Consider the following 15,467-nt stretch of genomic DNA (forward strand, 5'->3'; position numbering starts at 1 on the left):
AGAACCAGTGATCTCGGCTGTTGCTCAGGTGACGATGGGGGCGCACAATCCACGGGTGACGCCCAATCCGTGCCTCCCCTAGGAGCGTTCATGAGCAGCGTTGCTTTGATCACCGGCGCGGCGAGTGGCATCGGGGCCGCCGTGGCGCGGCGGCTGGCCGCAGGCGGGGCCGACTGTGTGCTGGTCGATCGGGACGCCGAGGGCGTCGAGCGGGTCGGCAAGGAGGTCGGCGGTGTGTGGGTGGTGGGTGACGTCAGCTCCGAGGAGACGTCGGTACGAGCTGTGGCGCTCGCCGGTGAACGTTACGGCCGCCTGGATCTCGTGCATCTGAACGCCGGCACCAATGGTGGCGTCGACTTCTCCGCGTTCGACGCCGAGCGGTACCGCACGGTGATGGGGATCAACGCCGACTCCGTCGTCTACGGCGTCGCGGCGGCGCTTCCGCTGCTCAAGAGCTCCGGCGGTGGCTCGATCGTGGTCACGTCGTCGATGGCGGGGCTGGTCGGGTTCGGCCCTGACCCGATCTACTCGATGAGCAAGCACGCCGTGATCGGGCTGGTCAGGGCGCTCGTGGAGCCGCTGGCGGGGGCGGGGGTCAGGATCGGTGCTGTCTGTCCTGGTTTCACCGATACGCCGTTGATCGCGCCTGCCAAGGACTTCCTGCTGGCGGCCGGGCTGCCGATGATGACCGCCGACGAGGTGGCGGAGGCCGTGGACGGGCTGTTCCGGGACGAGTCGTCAGGGACGGTGCTGGTGGTGCAGGGCGGGATGGAGCCGACGCCGTACCGGCACGCGGATCTTCCAGGACCGACCGGCTGACGGCGGGCTCAATCCGTGCGGCGGCGGAAGATGCCGTAGAGGCCGCCGGCCAGGGAGAGGCCCACGATCGCGATGAGCCGGATCACGTCGGGGCCGCCGGTTACGGCGAGTTCGCCGGTGGGCGGGATGAGGAAGCCGGTGGCCAGCGCCCAGGCCGAGACGCCCGTCACCGCGGCGGCCCACAGGTCGGCGGCGGCCAGTGCGTACGCGCATCCGGCCAGGCCCATCACGAAGAACCGCAGCTCGAACTGGGCGGCCGGGATCAGCACCGCGGTGATCGCGCAGGCCGCGACCGCCACGAAGAAGCCGATGCCGATCAGGAGCTCGGTGGGGCGTGAGGTGGCGGGTTTGAGGCTGCGGAGGGGCATGAATCCCCATTCAAGGGTGAGATGGTCTTCAGGGCAAGCGATCTCGGCGGCGGCCGGGGTGATGAGGCAGGGCTTTCATGGGGCTGCGGACGGCCTATCCAGTATCCCCGTGGTGGCGCTGTCGGGCCGGGTGTCAGGTCAAGCCGGTCTCCACCGTGGCGGTGCTGTCGAAGGTTCATGGGCCGGTAGGTGAATCTGGTCTCCACTGCGGCGGTGTTACTGGGGCCGGCCTCTTGCGGTGGCGGGACAACAGGAGGAGTGTGCCGGCGACGAGGCCGAGTGCCACGGTGGCCAGGCCCGAGCTGCCGAGGGTCGGGCGCGGGCCGAGGGCCGAGGTGAGTGGTCCGCCGAGGGCCGTGCCGATGGGTGACGCGGTGAGCAGTACCGCGCTGCGGGCGGCGAGCATCGCGGTCAGGTGCTGCGGCGGCGCCTTCGTCTGCATGAGCGTCACCGAGAGCGCCACGAACGGGCCGTAGATCATGCCGCCGAGCGCGAAGCCCGCGACGGTGACGGGCACCGGCACGTCGAACCAGAACGGCAGCAGGCACAGCCCCCAGCCGATCACCACGCCGATCGTCACGGGCCAGAGCGGCAGTTGCCGCAGCGCGCCGGTCGCGAGCCCGCCGAGCATCGCGCCGATGCCGAACAGCATCCAGTACAGGCCCAGCAGGGTGCCGGGCGCGTGCAGGTCGCCGGTCACGTGCAGCGGCAGGGCCACCTCGACGGGGCCGTACAGGAAGTTGAAGAACCAGGTGAGGGCGAGCAGGCCGAACAGTTCGGGGTGGGAGCGCAGCAACGCGAGGCCGCCGCGGGCGGCCGTCCGATCGACGGGTGACACCTGCGCGTCGGGGTCCGGTTCGGGCAGCGGGTCGGCGGGTGACACGTGCGCGTTGGGGTCCCGTTCTGGCAGCCGGGTCCGTACGACGAGCACGGCGAGGAACGCGTACGTCAGGGCGTCCAGGCCGAGGACGAGGGCCGCGTCCACGTACGTGACCAGCACCCCGGCGATGGCGGGACCGGCGATCGTGGCGGCGAAGGCGAGCGAGCTGAGGAGGGTGTTGGCGGCGAGCCGCTGCTCCCCCGGCAGCAGCTCGGCCAGCAAGGTGAACTTGCCCGCACTGCCCCACGCGTGCAGCAGGGACGAGAGGGCGAGCAGTGTCACGTACAGGGGCAAAGAGAGCAGACCGGCCAGCCAGCACAGTGGCACGGCGCCGAGGAGCACGCAGCGCAGCGCGTTGTCGGCGAGCAGCAGCCGCTTGGCGGGCACGCGGCGCAGCAGGCGGCCGAACGCCAGCGCCCCGACCACCCCCGGCAGCGTGGACGCGGCCACCGCGGCGCCCACCCACAGGCCCACGCTCCCCGGCGGCGCCAGCTCGATGGCGAGCCAGGCGACGGCGACGAAGCTCATGCCGTCGCCGAGGTAGGAGACGCCGAAGCCGAGGGTGAGCCGCCGGAACAAGCGGTTGGCCAGCACCGGACGGTAGGCGGAGGGAACGCGGATCAGGGGCATCGGCGGCTCAGGCACCGGGGGTGCGGGTGGGGGTAAACGGCATCGGGCGGCTCAGGCGCCGACGTACTCGGCGAGGTGTTCGCCCGTGAGGGTGGAACGGGCCGCGACGAGGTCGGCCGGAGTGCCTTCGAACACGATCCGCCCGCCGTCGTGCCCCGCCCCCGGCCCGAGGTCGATGATCCAGTCGGCGTGGGCCATGACCGCCTGGTGATGCTCGATCACGATCACCGACTTGCCCGCGTCCACCAGCCGGTCGAGCAGGCGGAGCAGTTGTTCGACGTCGGCGAGGTGGAGGCCGGCGGTGGGCTCGTCGAGGATGTAGACGCCGCCGCGTTCGGCCATGTGGGTGGCCAGCTTGAGCCGCTGCCGCTCGCCGCCGGACAGCGTGGTGAGCGGCTGGCCGAGGCTGAGGTAGCCGAGCCCGACGTCGGCGAGCCGGCCGAGGATGGCGTGCGCGGCCGGGGTGCGCGCCTCCCCCGCGCCGAAGAACTCCGCGGCCTCCTCGACCGACATGGCCAGCACCTGGCTGATGTCGCGCCCGCCGAGGCGGTGGTCGAGCACCGACGGGTCGAACCGCTTGCCCTCGCAGTCCTCGCAGGTGGTGGTCATGCCGGCCATCATGCCGAGGTCGGTGTAGATGACGCCGGCGCCGTTGCAGCCGGGGCAGGCGCCCTCGGAGTTGGCGCTGAAGAGCGCCGGCTTGACGCCGTTGGCCTTGGCGAACGCTTTGCGGATCGGGTCGAGCAGCCCGGTGTAGGTGGCCGGGTTGCTGCGCCGCGAGCCGCGGATCGCGCTCTGGTCGATCGACACCACGCCCGCGCCCGCCGGGATGGACCCGTGGATGAGCGAGCTCTTGCCGGACCCGGCCACGCCGGTGACCACGACGAGCACGCCGAGCGGGATGTCCACGTCGACGTTCTGCAGGTTGTGCGTGGTCGCGCCGCGGATCTCCAGCGCCCCGGTGGGCTTGCGCGTCTTCTCCTTGAGCGTGGCGCGGTCGTCGAGGTGGTGGCCGGTGATGGTGTCGCTGGCCCGTAGCCCTTCGACGGTGCCTTCGAAGCAGACGGTGCCGCCCGCCGTGCCGGCGCCGGGGCCGAGGTCGACGACGTGGTCGGCGATGGCGATCGTCTCCGGCTTGTGCTCCACGACCAGCACCGTGTTGCCCTTGTCGCGCAGCCGCAGCAGCAGGTCGTTCATCCGCTGGATGTCGTGGGGATGCAGCCCGATGGTGGGCTCGTCGAAGACGTACGTGGTGTCGGTGAGCGAGGAGCCGAGGTGGCGGATCATCTTGACGCGCTGCGCCTCGCCGCCCGACAGCGTGCCGGAGGCGCGGTCGAGGGAGAGGTAGCCGAGCCCGATCTCCACGAACGAGTCGAGGGTGTGCAGCAGCTTGCCGAGCAGCGGCGCGACCGACGGTTCGGCCAGGCCGCGGATCCACGTGGCGAGGTCGGTGATCTGCATGGCGCACGCCTCGGCGATGTTGACGCCGCCGATCCGGGAGGAGCGGGCCTCCTCGCTGAGCCGGGTGCCGTCGCAGCCGGGGCAGGTGGTGAACGTGACCGCCTGGTCCACGAAGGCCCGGATGTGCGGCTGCATCGACTCGCGGTCCTTGGCGAGGAACGTCTTCCTGATCTTCGGGATCAGCCCCTCGTAGGTGAGGTTGACGCCGTCGACCTTCACCTTCACCGGGTCCCGGTAGAGGAAGTCCTGGAGCTCCTGCTTGGTGTAGTCGCGGATCGGTTTGTCCGGGTCGACGAAGCCGGACTCGGCGTAGACGCGCACGGTCCAGAAGCTGTCGGACTTCCAGCCGGGGATCGTGAACGCGCCCTCGGCGAGCGACTTGGAGTCGTCGTAGAGCTGGGTGAGGTCGAGGTCGGTGACCGCGCCGCGGCCCTCGCAGGTCGGGCACATGCCGCCGATGCGGGTGAAGCTCGCCTTCTCGGTCTTGCGGTTGCCGCGTTCGACGGTGATCGCGCCCTTCGCGCGTACGGTGGGCACGTTGAAGGAGAACGCCTGGGGCGAGCCGATGTGCGGTTGCCCGATCCGGCTGAACAGGATGCGCAGCATCGCGTTGGCGTCGGTGGCGGTGCCGACCGTGGAGCGGGGGTCGGAGCCCATCCGCTGCTGGTCGACGAGGATGGCGGTGGTCAGCCCGTCGAGCACGTCGACCTCCGGCCGCGCCATTGTCGGCATGAAGCCCTGGACGAACGCGCTGTAGGTCTCGTTGATCAGCCGCTGCGACTCGGCCGCGATCGTGCCGAACACCAGGGAGCTCTTGCCCGACCCCGAGACGCCGGTGAACACCGTGAGGCGGCGCTTGGGCAGCTCGACGCTGACGTCCTTGAGGTTGTTGACGCGGGCGCCGTGCACGCGGATCAGGCCGTGGCTGTCGGCGACGTGCTGCTCGGACGACTGCTGAGGGGGCGTGCTCATCGTTTCTCCATCGTGTCGGGGGCTGCCTGGGCGGTCTCCGCCGGTGTTGACTCGAATTTAACCAGCTATGAGCGATATGTCCGTTTGCCTTCCGCTCCCGCCGCGAAGCGGGAGCGGAAGCGGGCCGCTCACTTGTCCTGCAGCAGCCCGAGAACGTTGCCGTCGGGGTCGGTGAACGTGGCCACCACGCGAGTGCCGCCCACCTTGCGCGGGGCTGACTTCACGGTGGCGCCGGCCGCGGTCACCTCCGCCAGTTTGGCGTCGATGTCGTCGACCTGCCAGTAGACCGTGGGCGAGGACAGGTCCTCGGTCTTGCCGCCGGGCACCAGCCCGATCTGCTCGTTCTCGCACTCGAAGCCGACGTAGTAGGGGTCGTCGGTCTGCGGCTGGAAGCCGAGCAGCGCGGCGTAGACCGCCTTGGCGGCCTGGATGTCGGACACGGGGTGCAGCACGGTCTTGATGCCCTGGTTGGAGGTCATGCTCGCTCCTGGATTCGTGGGTTCACCAGCCCGGAGACGGTGCTCCGGGCTGTTCGTGACCTTCACGCTAGGGGCGGGGCGAGGGGTGGCGCTTCTCGAATCCTGCTCGCTTGGTTTCGCCCTCCGCGAGCTGCTCAGCGAAGGGCTCAGAGAGAGAACGTCATCGTGCCCGCGCCGTGGACGCCGGTGATCCCCCGGGTGGCGCAGGTGCTCACGTTCGAGGTCGGGGTCGCGGTGCCGGCGGTACGGGCACCCGCCAGCGGACCCCTGACGATCTTGCCGCTGAGCAGCATGTCGCCGGGGTTGTGGCTGCGTACCTGGCCGGCCTCCGGGCGCAGGGTGGACACGCCCGCCTCCCGGCCGTCCGCGCCGTACCAGGTGATCTGGCCCTTGCCGCGGATGTTCTGCACACCGGTGCAGAAGGCGCGGCCGGTTCCGTGGACGGTCAGGCGGCCGGAGCGCAGGTTCGCCGCGGACGGAGCGGTGCCGGAGCAGCCGGTGAGAACGAGCGTGCCCTGGGCGGTGACCGTACGCGGGAGGAAGCCCACGGCCGGCGTGAACGTCACCGGCTGCCCGGCCGCGGTGCTGATCCGGCAGGTCAGGACGGTCTGCGCGGCGTGCGTGGACCCGCGCGTGGACACCGGCGGCGCAGCCGCGGCCATGCAGGCGACGGCGGCGAAAAGAATCTTGGACATGTTCGTGCTCCCTCGGTACGGGCTACCAGCGCAGCAGTACGGTTCCGGCGCTCACCCCGCTGGCCAGCCCCACCAGGGCGACCAGGTCGCCGCGCTGCACACGCCCGGCTCGGATCGCCTGGTGCAGCTGCGCCGGCAGGCTGGAGGCGACCAGGTTGCCGTGCTCGACGATCGTCACCTCGACCTTGTCGAGCGGGATCCCGGCCAGCTCGCAGATCAGGTTCAGCGACGCCAGCGACGCCTGGTGCACGCAGATCGCGGCCAGGTCGTCCCATTCGAGCCCGCGCTCGGTCAGCGGCCCGGTCAGCGCGGCGCGGTCGAGTTTGCGCACGCCGACGGCCAGGTCCACGAAGTCGACCCGGAAGGGGGCCACCTCGAAGCCGCCCTCGGGGGCCGGCGTGATCGGCATGACGGCGGCCGGCCAGTGGCTGGAGTTCGCGCAGAAGCGGTGGGCGACGACGCCGGGCGCGGCGGCGGCCTGCAGCAGCAGGGCCGTGCCCGAGTCGGAGACGGTGTAGGAGGGGATGGCGGCGACGAAGTCGTCGGGCGACTCCACCCGCCAGCGGATGGAGGAGGTCGCGATCTCGCCGCAGGCGATGAGGATCGTCCGGTACAGGCCGGCCGCGATGAGCGCGTCGGCCAGCTCGATCGCGTTGAGCACGCTGTTGCAGGCGTTGCGCACGTCGAACACCGGGCAGCCGGCGCCCAGCTCGGCGGCGACCATGTGCGCGGTGGCGGGCTCGACGGCGTCGCAGCTCACCCCGGCGAAGATGATCAGATCGAGGGACGGCGCGGCCAGGCCGGTCTCCTCCATCACCTGGCGGGCGGCGGCGACGGCCATCGTGGCGGCCGTCTGGCCGGGGCCGGCCAGGTGCCGCCGCTGCACGCCGGTGGCCTGCTCGATGAGGCCGCGCGGGATGCGCACGCCGGGGCTGCTCTCGGCCAGCCGCTCCTCCAGCTCGGCGGTGGTCATGCTCCGCTCGGGCAGGTGCACGGCCACCCCGGCCACGTGCGCGTAGTTCATGCTCATCCCCCTCGTGTCCCCGTGCGGCCACGATAGGGAGGGGGCGGGATCGCGGCCGGTGCGCGAATCGCCGCACCGGCAAACTTGATCAATTCCTTAACGGGTGGCGTCGCGTCACAAGTGATCATCTTTCCCGCCATCGGCGAGGCTGGGCGACACAACGGTCAGCACGCCCGGCGGAAGGAAGCGGACATGAGCGACGAGGAGATCATGACGTTGGTACGCGAGCGCTGCGCGAGCATCCTGAAGGTCCACCCGAGCAGGGTCACCGAGGACGCGCGGCTGCGCGAGGACCTGGAGGCCGACAGCCTCGACCTGGCCGAGCTCCATGTCGTCATGGAGGAGGAGTGGGGGTCGATGCCGCGCGAGGCGCTCGCCGACGTGCGGACCGTGGGCGACGTCATGGTGCGCGCCCGCGAGTTGGTCGCGGAGCGCACGGGATGAGGCCGCACCAACGGATCGCCGTCACCGGCATGGGCGTGCGCACGCCCGCCGGCTCACGGCTCAAGGAACTGTGGAACGCGCTGCTGTCCGGGCAGTCCACCGCCCGGCGCATCACCTCCTTCGACACCACCGGCATCGGCACCGAGTTCGCCTGCCAGATCCACGACCTGGACATCACGGACTACCTGACGCCCAAACAGGCCGCCCGGATGGACCGCGTGACCCAGCTCGGGGTGTGCGCGGCGGCCGACGCGCTGGGCGACGCGGGCGCCTTCCGGGTGCCGGCCGAGCGGCAGGCGGTCGTGACCGGCAGCGGCTTCGGCGGCACCCTGACGTACGAGGACTGCCTGCTGGACGCCAAGGCTCCGGGGCGCGGAAACCCCGGGCCGCTGCACGTGCCGATGGTCATGCCGAACGCCCTGGCCGCCGCGATCAGCATCCGCCACCGGATCCTGGGCCCCAGCCTGTCGGTGGCCACCGCGTGCGCGTCCGGCGCCCATGCCGTGGTCGAGGCGGCCCGGCTGCTGCGCGACGGCACCGCGGACGTGGTCGTCGCCGGGGGCGCGGAGGCGTGCGTCACGCCGACCGTGCTGCTGGCCTTCCACCGCTGCCGCGCCCTGTCCGAACGCAACGAGGCCCCTGAGCTGGCCAGCAGGCCCTTCGACCGCGACCGCGACGGGTTCGTGCTGGCCGAGGGCGCCGCGTTCCTCGTCCTGGAGAACCTTGAGCACGCGCTGGCCCGCGACGCCCACGTCTACGCCGAGCTGACCGGCTGCGGGCTCACCTCCGACGCCCACCACATCACCGCGCCGCCCGCGCAGGGCGACGGGGCCGCCCGCTGCATGCGTGCCGCGCTCGCCGACGCCGGGCTCGGCCCGGAGGAGATCACGCACGTCAACGCGCACGGCAGCGGCACGCCGCTGAACGACCTGGCCGAGGCTCAGGCGATCAGCGCCGTGTTCGGGGCCGGCGCGGTGCCGGTGACTTCCACCAAGGGCATCACCGGGCACGCCATCGGGGCCGCCGGGGCGATCGAGGCCGTGGCCGCCGTGCTGGCGCTGAACGAACGGACGATTCCGCCCACGGCCAATCTCCATTCGATCGATCCGGAGTGTGCTGTGGATGTCGTCGGGCAGGTGCGGCCGATGGCGGCTGGGCCGGTGATGTCCAATTCGTTCGGGTTCGGTGGTCACAATGCCACTCTGATCTTCGCGCCGGTCTGAGGAGAGCTTTCATGCGCGCTTACACCGCCGCCTGCTGTGTCGCCCTCTGTGCCGCCCTCTTGCCGGCTGTCCCGGCGGTCGCTGATTCCGAGGACTCCTTGGTTCCCGTGGAGCCGGTGCCGGTCGGTGGGGATGTGCTGGGCAAGTTCTGCATCAGCGTTCCCGTGAACACGCTCGCCCAGACCTTCGCCGCCTTCTTCGGCCTGGCCGGCACGGGTGGCGGGACGGTGACCGCAGCACAAGCCGGGGTCCAGTCTGCGGTCCCCGCTCCGGCTCCGGTGAACGCCTCGCTCGCCGGTACGCAGTCGCTCGCGGGCGTTCCGCTGATGGAGCGGCTTCTCCTGGATACGGGCCTGCCGCGGGACCTGACCATCCTCGAGGCCGTGCCCTGCTAGGCGAGGCCGCCTATCGGCGAGTTGTTGTAGAGGCCGCCGACGCAGATCAGGCGGCTGGAGCTGGCAGCGCTGGGGAGGACCACGCCGGCCCCCAGCACGCAGTCGATCGCGGTCACGGTGCCCGGCACGGGCGCGGCGGCGGCCTGGGCCTGGCCCGCGGCGGCCAGTGACAGCACGGCTCCGGCGGCTCCCGTGACGATGGCGGCGGCAAATCGGTGCATGGCTACTCCTATCACTCTTAGTTATATTTCGCTACAGATCGTTACCAATGGTGGATCATCCAAAACGCTTGGAGGAGGTGGCATCGGTGGGTTCAGGGCTTTTCGACGTCGTGGCGATGACCGAGCGATGGGTGCACACCCGTCCCGACGCCGTCGCCTGCCACATCGACGGCCGCCGTCACGCCGAGACGCTCACGTACACGGAGCTGAACGACCTCATCGACCGCACCGCGCGGACCCTGGTGGGCGCGGGGGTGGGCGCGGGGACGAGGACGGCGGTGCTGGTGCCGCCGGGGCGGGAACTGGTGGCGGTGGTCATGGCGCTGTTCCGGCTGCGGGCGGTGCCGATTCTGGTCGATCCCGGGCTCGGGGCGCGCGCCATGGGTGCGTGCTTCGCGGAGGCGGCTCCCGAGGCGTTCGTCGGGGTGCCGCGCGCCCACCTGGCGCGGGTCCTGCTGGGGTGGGGGCGGGGCAGCGTACGTACGACGGTCACGGTGCGCTCGCATGGCCGCCGGCCGGCAACCAGGCAAGCGGTGGAGTCCGGGACGGGTGGTGCCGAGGACTTGGCGTTGATCGCCTTCACCTCCGGGTCCACCGGTCCGCCCAAAGGGGTGCCTTTCCGGCGTCGGCATCTGGCCGGGCAGACGGAGTTGCTGGCCCGGCTCGGTGCACTGACGCCCGGCGCGGTCGTCTACTCGACCTTTCTGCCGTTCGCGCTGGCCGCGCCGTCGATGGGCTGCGGATCGGTCATCCCCCGGCTCGACCCGCGTCATCCCGAGCGCGGTGACCCGGCCGCGATGGCCGGCTCCATCGCGGCCCATGGCGTCACCGGGCTGTTCGCCGCGCCCGCGTTGCTGGATCGGCTCGCCCGTCACTGCGTCGAATGCGACCCGCGGCTCGCCACCGTCGAGACCGTGCTCACCGCGGGCGCGCCGCTGCCCTTCTCCGTGCTCCAGCGCGCCCAGCGGTGCCTGCCCACCCACGCCGAGGTGTGCTCGGTGTATGGCTCCACCGAGTGTCTGCTGGTGAGCGCGGCGGACGCGGCCGAGCTGACCGCGACGGCCCCCGCGACCGCGCACGGCGCGGGCACCTGCCTGGGCAGGCCGCTGCCGGGCAACCGGGTACGCGTCATCGCCGTCACCGACGAGGCCATCTCCGAGTGGTCGGACGATCTGCTGGTCCCGCCGGGAACGGTGGGGGAGATCACCGTGGCGGGCCCGGCGGTGAGCGACCCGTACCTCGGCCGTCCCCATGACACGGCACTCGCGCGCATCGCCGGCGAGGACGGGCCCGTGCACCGCATGGGGGATCTGGGCCGGTTGGACGAGCAGGGACGGCTGTGGTTCGCCGGCCGCAAGAGCGAGCGGGTGCGTACGCCGGACGGCGATCTCTACACCGACCAGGTCGAACCCGTCTTCAACGCGCTGCCGGGCGTGCGCCGCACCGCGCTGGTCGGCGTAGGCCCGGCGGGAGGCCAGATTCCCGTGCTCTGCGTGGAGTGCGAGCCGGGCACGTCGCGGCGCGAACGGCGCGAGATCGCGGAACGGGTCCGCGCACACGGCCCCGACCTGGGCGAGGTGCTGCCGCACCGAGGTTTCCCGATGGACGTCAGGCACGCCAGCAAGATCCGCCGCCCGCTGCTGGCCCGGTGGGCGGCCCGCGAGCTGGGCCGGTGCGGCCGATGAGGGTCCTGGTGACCGGCGGCGGAGGCTTCCTCGGCCGCGCCGTCTCCCGGCTCCTCGCCGAACACGGTCACGAGGTCGCCACCTTCCAGCGCCGAGTCCTCGACCCGGCCATACGGGACATCGTCCATTTCGCCGGTGATGTCCGTGACCCGGATGCCGTGTACGCCGCCGTCCAGGGCCGCGATGCCGTGGTGCACTGTGCCGCCCTGGCCGGTGTCTGGGGCCCGGCCCGCGACTACCGCGAGGTCAACGTCGGCGGCACGGCCAACGTGATCCACGCCTGCCTGCGGGCCGGTGTCCCCCGCCTGGTGCACACCTCCTCGCCCAGCGTCGTCCACGACGGGCGGGATCTGGAGGGCGTGGACGAGTCGGCCCCGTACGCCCGCCGCTTCCTCGCCCCCTACCCGGCGACGAAGGCCAAGGCCGAGCGGCTGGTGCTGGCGGCCGATGGCGGGCGGCTGGCCACCGTGGCCCTGCGTCCGCACCTGATCTGGGGGCCGGGGGACCCGCACTTCCTGCCCAGGTTCGTGGAACGGGCGCGGCGCGGCCGGCTGGTGCTGCCGCGCGTGCCGGGCAAACGCGTCGACACCGTCTACATCGACAACGCCGCACGAGCACACGTGCTGGCGCTGGAGGCGCTCTCCCCCGGCTCGCCGGCCGCCGGCCGGGCCTACTTCGTCGCGCAGGACGAGCCGGCGCCGATCGCGGACTGGATCAACGGCCTGCTCGCGGCGGCGGGGCTCGCCCCGGTCACGCCCCGGGTGCCGGCCCGCGTGGCCCGGCTGGCGGGCGGCGTCGTCGAGCACGCCTACCGGCTCGCCCGCGTACGGTCGCAGCCGCCGCTGACCCGGCTCACCGTCGTGCAGGCCACCACGTCGCACTGGTTCGACCTCACCGCCGCCCGCCGCGACCTCGGCTACGAACCCCTGGTCAGCACGGCGGAGGGCCTGTCACGGCTGACCGCCCACCTCAACGGCCACCGGAGTTAAGAGCGTCATGACCCTGCCCGGTTACCCGTTCGCCTCGCACTTCCTCACCCGCGCCGGCCTGACCCAGCACTACGTGGACGAGGGCGACGGCGCGCCCGTCCTCATGCTGCACGGCAACCCGTCGTGGAGCTACCTGTGGCGCCGCCTCATCGTGGCGCTGCGGGCCGAGCACCGCTGCGTCGCCCCCGACCACATCGGCATGGGCCTGTCGGACAAGCCGGACGAGGACCGCTACGCGTACACGCTCGCCTCCCGCGTGGACGACCTGGACGCGCTCACCGATCACCTCATCGCCGCGCAGGGCGCCCCGGAGCGCGGGTGGACGGTGGTGATGCACGACTGGGGCGGCCCGATCGGCATGGCCTGGGCGAGCCGACACCCCGAGCGGGTGGCCCGCCTCGTGGTGCTCAACACGGCCGCCTTCCCCAACCCGCACGGCGCACGAGTACGCCCCGCGCTCCGTCTGCCGCTGTGGCTGCTGCGCGAGACCCGGATGGGCGCCCGGCTGTTCCTGCGCCACCACGCCTTCGCCAGGCTGGCCACGCTGCCGCCGTTCGGGGTGCGGCGCCGCCTGCCCAGGGAGGTGCGCGACGCCTTCCTCGCCCCTGACGACGGACGGGGGCACCGGGTGGCGGTGCGGCGGTTCGTGGGGGACATCCCGCTCGGTCCCGGCGACCAGGCGTGGCCGTTGCTGACGCGGACGGGGGAGAGCCTGGGGGAGTTCGCCGACCGGCCCGTGCTGATCGGCTGGGGGCTGCGAGACCCGGTCTTCGACCCGCTCATGCTGACCGAGTGGCGGCGCCGCTTCCCCGGCGCCGAAGTGCACGCCTTTCCCGACGCGGGCCACTACGTGCTGGAGGACGCGTACGAACGGCTCGTCCCCGCCATCGAGGCGTTCCTGCGGCGCTGACCCGGCAGCCACCAGTTGTGCCGGCCGAGCAGCCGCATCAGCGCCGGGACCAGCACCATCCTGATGAGAGTGGCGTCGAGCACGATCGCGACGGCCACGGCGAAGCCGCCCTGCTGGAAGTCGAGCCGCCGGGTGAACATCAGCCCGGAGAAGGTGACGGCCATGATCGCGGCGGCCAGCGTGATCGGGCGCGCGGTGTGCCGCAGCCCGTGCAGCACGGCGGCCGTGTTGTCACCGGTACGGCGGTAGTGCTCGTGGACGCGGTGGACGAGGAAGACCTCGTAGTCCATGGACAGGCCGAACACGATGGTGAAGACGATCAGGGGGAGCAGCGCGTTGACGTCCGTCGCCGGATCCTGGAAGGTCAGCGTGAGCAGGCCGAACGTGGCGCACACGCAGAGCAGGTTCATCGCGACCGCCTTCAGCGGGATCAGCAGGCTGCGGAACGTGATCAGCAGCAGCGCGAACGAGGCCAGCAGGACGACGAGGAGCACCCGCCACAGCCCGTCGAGCGCCCCCGCCGTCAGGTCGCGCAGCCGCGTCGCCGGCCCGACGGCGAGCACCCGCTGACCGGCGGGCAGCAGGCGCGCGGCCCGTTCGTGCACGTCCCGCAGGAAGGCGACGGCGGCCGCGCTGTCCGGGGCGGACCGGTCGGCGACCAGCATCAGCGTCAGGTCCCTGCCGTTGTCGAACTCGCTGACCACGGACACCCTGGGGTCGGCCCGCAGCGCGGCGCTCAGCGCGCTCGTGTCCACCGGGCCCGAGCCGGGCGGATGCGGCAGGGCCAGGCTGGTCAGGCTGGCCACCTTGTCGGCTTCCAACTGCTCCAGCCCGGTGCCCATGTCGGTGCCGGCCAGCGTGGCGCGGTCGTAGTGCAGCCCGGTACGCAGGTGCAGGGCCGGCAGGGCGAGCAGGAGCAGCACCGCGACGGCCGCCGCCGCGTACGGCACCGGATGACGCATCAGCTGCCGCGCGCCCCGCACCCACCTGGGCTCCCGCTCACCCCGCGCCCACGCGGGCTCGCGTTCCCGGTCGCGTCGCCGCCAGGGGAGTGTGCCCCACGCGAGCAGGCCGTCCAGCCGGGGGAGCAGCGCCGGCGCCAGGGTCAGCGCCGCCGAGAGCGTGACCAGGGCGGACAGCAGACCGGCCAGCGCCATCGAACCCGCCCATGGCACCCCGGCCAGGAACAACGCACAAGAGGTGATCATGATGGCCAGGGCGCACCAGGTCACCGTGCTGCCCGCCGTGGCGACGGCATGCCCGGCCGCGGACTCGGGGGACCGGCCGCCGGCCCGCGCCTGGCGGTACCGCAGCAGGATGAGCAGGCTGTAGTCCAGGCCGAGGCCCAGGGTCATGGTGACGGTGTAGGTGAGCATGGTCGAGTCGGCGTGTCCGTACGTACCGGCCAGGGCGAGCGCGCCCATCGCGGTCAGGATCGCCGCACCGCCCACCAGCAGCGGCACCAGGGCCGCGCCCACCGCGCCGAGCCCGAGCACCAGCAGCAGCACGGCCACCGGGACGGTCATGGTCTCCATCGCCCGCAGATCGGCCATGTCGGTGTGGGCGAGCTGGGCGAACGCGCGGCCGGCGCCCAGGATCGTGACCGAGACGGCTCCCCCCGACGCCTGTCTCGCCGCCTCCTGAGCGGTCGCGAGCTGGGCGGGCAGGTTGCGCTGCCGGGCCCGCTCGTCTCCGTGCACCCCGGTCAGCACGTACGCGTGCCCGGGATGCTGGCCGGCGACCTCGGGCAGCGGCAGCAGCGCCCCGACGTCCTGACGGGCGGCCATCGCGTTCATCACGGCGGCCATCACGCGCTGGTACCCCGGCTCGGCGGCACGCAGCGTGGCCGAGGTGAAGGCCAGCACCACCTGCTCGGTGCCCTGCTCGGGGAAGCCGCGCGCGATCACGGCCGCCGCGACGGCCGACTCCGAGCCAGGCACCTCCAGCGAGGGCGGCGCCAGCCGCGCCGGCAGCCCGGGCAGCAGCGCCGCCGCGCCGGCGGCCAGGACCAGCCACAACGCGATCACCAGCCGCCCGCGGCGGGCCATCGCGGACCCCCACCTGCCCAGCGCGCCCGGCGCGGGTTCGACGAGGGCCGGATCACGACGGATGCTCCCGACCGGCATGAGTCCCGCCTTTCCCGATCAATCGGGGGCTCACAGTAGGCAAAGCAGTGGCGGCGGACCCGGCTCACCCGCCCGGCCGCGCACACACGTTTGCCGGGGCATTGACCAGCTTTGATATCGGCTCCGCTATCGACGCGCGGGGGATC

General features: G+C 72.3%; 15 protein-coding genes. 7 read left to right on the plus strand and 8 right to left on the minus strand.

The window, feature by feature from the left end:
• Window positions 1–90: 90 nt before the first annotated feature.
• Window positions 91–819, plus strand: coding sequence for an SDR family oxidoreductase (locus AB0C28_RS02485; RefSeq protein WP_358072834.1), 729 nt, complete (start codon window positions 91–93; stop codon window positions 817–819).
• Window positions 820–827: 8 nt separating this feature from the next.
• Here the strand turns inward: AB0C28_RS02485 and AB0C28_RS02490 are convergent, their stop codons facing one another.
• The 6 genes from AB0C28_RS02490 to AB0C28_RS02515 all read right to left on the minus strand — a co-directional run bounded on the left by AB0C28_RS02490 (window position 828) and on the right by AB0C28_RS02515 (window position 7,328).
• A complete protein-coding gene (locus AB0C28_RS02490; protein ID WP_357839629.1) occupies window positions 828–1,187 on the minus strand; it encodes a hypothetical protein in 360 nt (119 codons plus the stop codon).
• 175 nt (window positions 1,188–1,362) lie between these two features.
• Complete coding sequence (locus AB0C28_RS02495; protein ID WP_358072837.1) at window positions 1,363–2,697, minus strand: MFS transporter; 1,335 nt, start codon at window positions 2,695–2,697, stop codon at window positions 1,363–1,365.
• A 51-nt stretch (window positions 2,698–2,748) separates the two neighbouring features.
• A complete protein-coding gene (locus tag AB0C28_RS02500) occupies window positions 2,749–5,130 on the minus strand; it encodes an excinuclease ABC subunit UvrA (protein ID WP_358072839.1) in 2,382 nt (793 codons plus the stop codon).
• Window positions 5,131–5,258: 128 nt separating this feature from the next.
• Window positions 5,259–5,609 carry a VOC family protein gene (locus AB0C28_RS02505; RefSeq protein WP_357839620.1) on the minus strand — a complete coding sequence of 117 codons (351 nt, stop codon included), beginning with the start codon at window positions 5,607–5,609 and terminating at the stop codon, window positions 5,259–5,261.
• A gap of 146 nt (window positions 5,610–5,755) precedes the next feature.
• On the minus strand, window positions 5,756–6,304 hold the full coding sequence (locus AB0C28_RS02510) for a hypothetical protein (protein ID WP_357839617.1): 549 nt from the start codon (window positions 6,302–6,304) through the stop codon (window positions 5,756–5,758).
• Window positions 6,305–6,326: 22 nt separating this feature from the next.
• Window positions 6,327–7,328, minus strand: a complete 1,002-nt coding sequence (locus tag AB0C28_RS02515; protein ID WP_358072841.1) for a 3-oxoacyl-[acyl-carrier-protein] synthase III C-terminal domain-containing protein — start codon at window positions 7,326–7,328, stop codon at window positions 6,327–6,329.
• A 192-nt stretch (window positions 7,329–7,520) separates the two neighbouring features.
• Between AB0C28_RS02515 and AB0C28_RS02520 the strand changes: the two genes are divergently transcribed.
• The 3 genes from AB0C28_RS02520 to AB0C28_RS02530 are packed head-to-tail and all read left to right on the plus strand — an operon-like array spanning window position 7,521 to window position 9,390.
• Complete coding sequence (locus AB0C28_RS02520; protein ID WP_357839611.1) at window positions 7,521–7,772, plus strand: phosphopantetheine-binding protein; 252 nt, start codon at window positions 7,521–7,523, stop codon at window positions 7,770–7,772.
• A complete protein-coding gene (locus AB0C28_RS02525) occupies window positions 7,769–8,995 on the plus strand; it encodes a beta-ketoacyl-[acyl-carrier-protein] synthase family protein (protein WP_357839608.1) in 1,227 nt (408 codons plus the stop codon). Before AB0C28_RS02520 ends, AB0C28_RS02525 begins: the two co-directional genes overlap by 4 nt.
• Before the next feature lie 11 nt (window positions 8,996–9,006).
• Complete coding sequence (locus AB0C28_RS02530; protein ID WP_358072843.1) at window positions 9,007–9,390, plus strand: hypothetical protein; 384 nt, start codon at window positions 9,007–9,009, stop codon at window positions 9,388–9,390.
• Here the strand turns inward: AB0C28_RS02530 and AB0C28_RS02535 are convergent.
• The gene (locus AB0C28_RS02535; RefSeq protein ID WP_357839602.1) at window positions 9,387–9,611 is read right to left on the minus strand and encodes a hypothetical protein; all 225 of its coding nucleotides are present in this window, start codon (window positions 9,609–9,611) and stop codon (window positions 9,387–9,389) included. The genes AB0C28_RS02530 and AB0C28_RS02535 overlap by 4 nt on opposite strands.
• An 86-nt stretch (window positions 9,612–9,697) precedes the next feature.
• On the opposite strand from AB0C28_RS02535, the gene AB0C28_RS02540 reads away from it, so the two are divergent.
• From AB0C28_RS02540 to AB0C28_RS02550, 3 genes are read left to right on the plus strand one after another with little or no spacing between them, the layout of a single operon-like run.
• Window positions 9,698–11,296, plus strand: a complete 1,599-nt coding sequence (locus AB0C28_RS02540) for a fatty acid CoA ligase family protein (protein WP_358072845.1) — start codon at window positions 9,698–9,700, stop codon at window positions 11,294–11,296.
• Entirely contained in the window at window positions 11,293–12,285 is a 993-nt protein-coding gene (locus tag AB0C28_RS02545; RefSeq protein ID WP_358072847.1) for an NAD-dependent epimerase/dehydratase family protein, read from the plus strand. The genes AB0C28_RS02540 and AB0C28_RS02545 overlap by 4 nt, the downstream gene beginning before the upstream one ends.
• Window positions 12,286–12,292: 7 nt before the next feature.
• Complete coding sequence (locus AB0C28_RS02550; RefSeq protein ID WP_358072849.1) at window positions 12,293–13,195, plus strand: alpha/beta fold hydrolase; 903 nt, start codon at window positions 12,293–12,295, stop codon at window positions 13,193–13,195.
• Here AB0C28_RS02550 and AB0C28_RS02555 read toward each other — a convergent pair.
• Complete coding sequence (locus AB0C28_RS02555; RefSeq protein ID WP_358072851.1) at window positions 13,132–15,321, minus strand: MMPL family transporter; 2,190 nt, start codon at window positions 15,319–15,321, stop codon at window positions 13,132–13,134. The two genes, AB0C28_RS02550 and AB0C28_RS02555, sit on opposite strands and share 64 nt — an antisense overlap.
• Between the last annotated feature and the right edge of the window lie 146 nt (window positions 15,322–15,467).

The sequence above is a fragment of the Nonomuraea sp. NPDC048892 genome, assembly GCF_040649735.1.
Taxonomy (GTDB): domain Bacteria; phylum Actinomycetota; class Actinomycetes; order Streptosporangiales; family Streptosporangiaceae; genus Nonomuraea; species Nonomuraea maheshkhaliensis.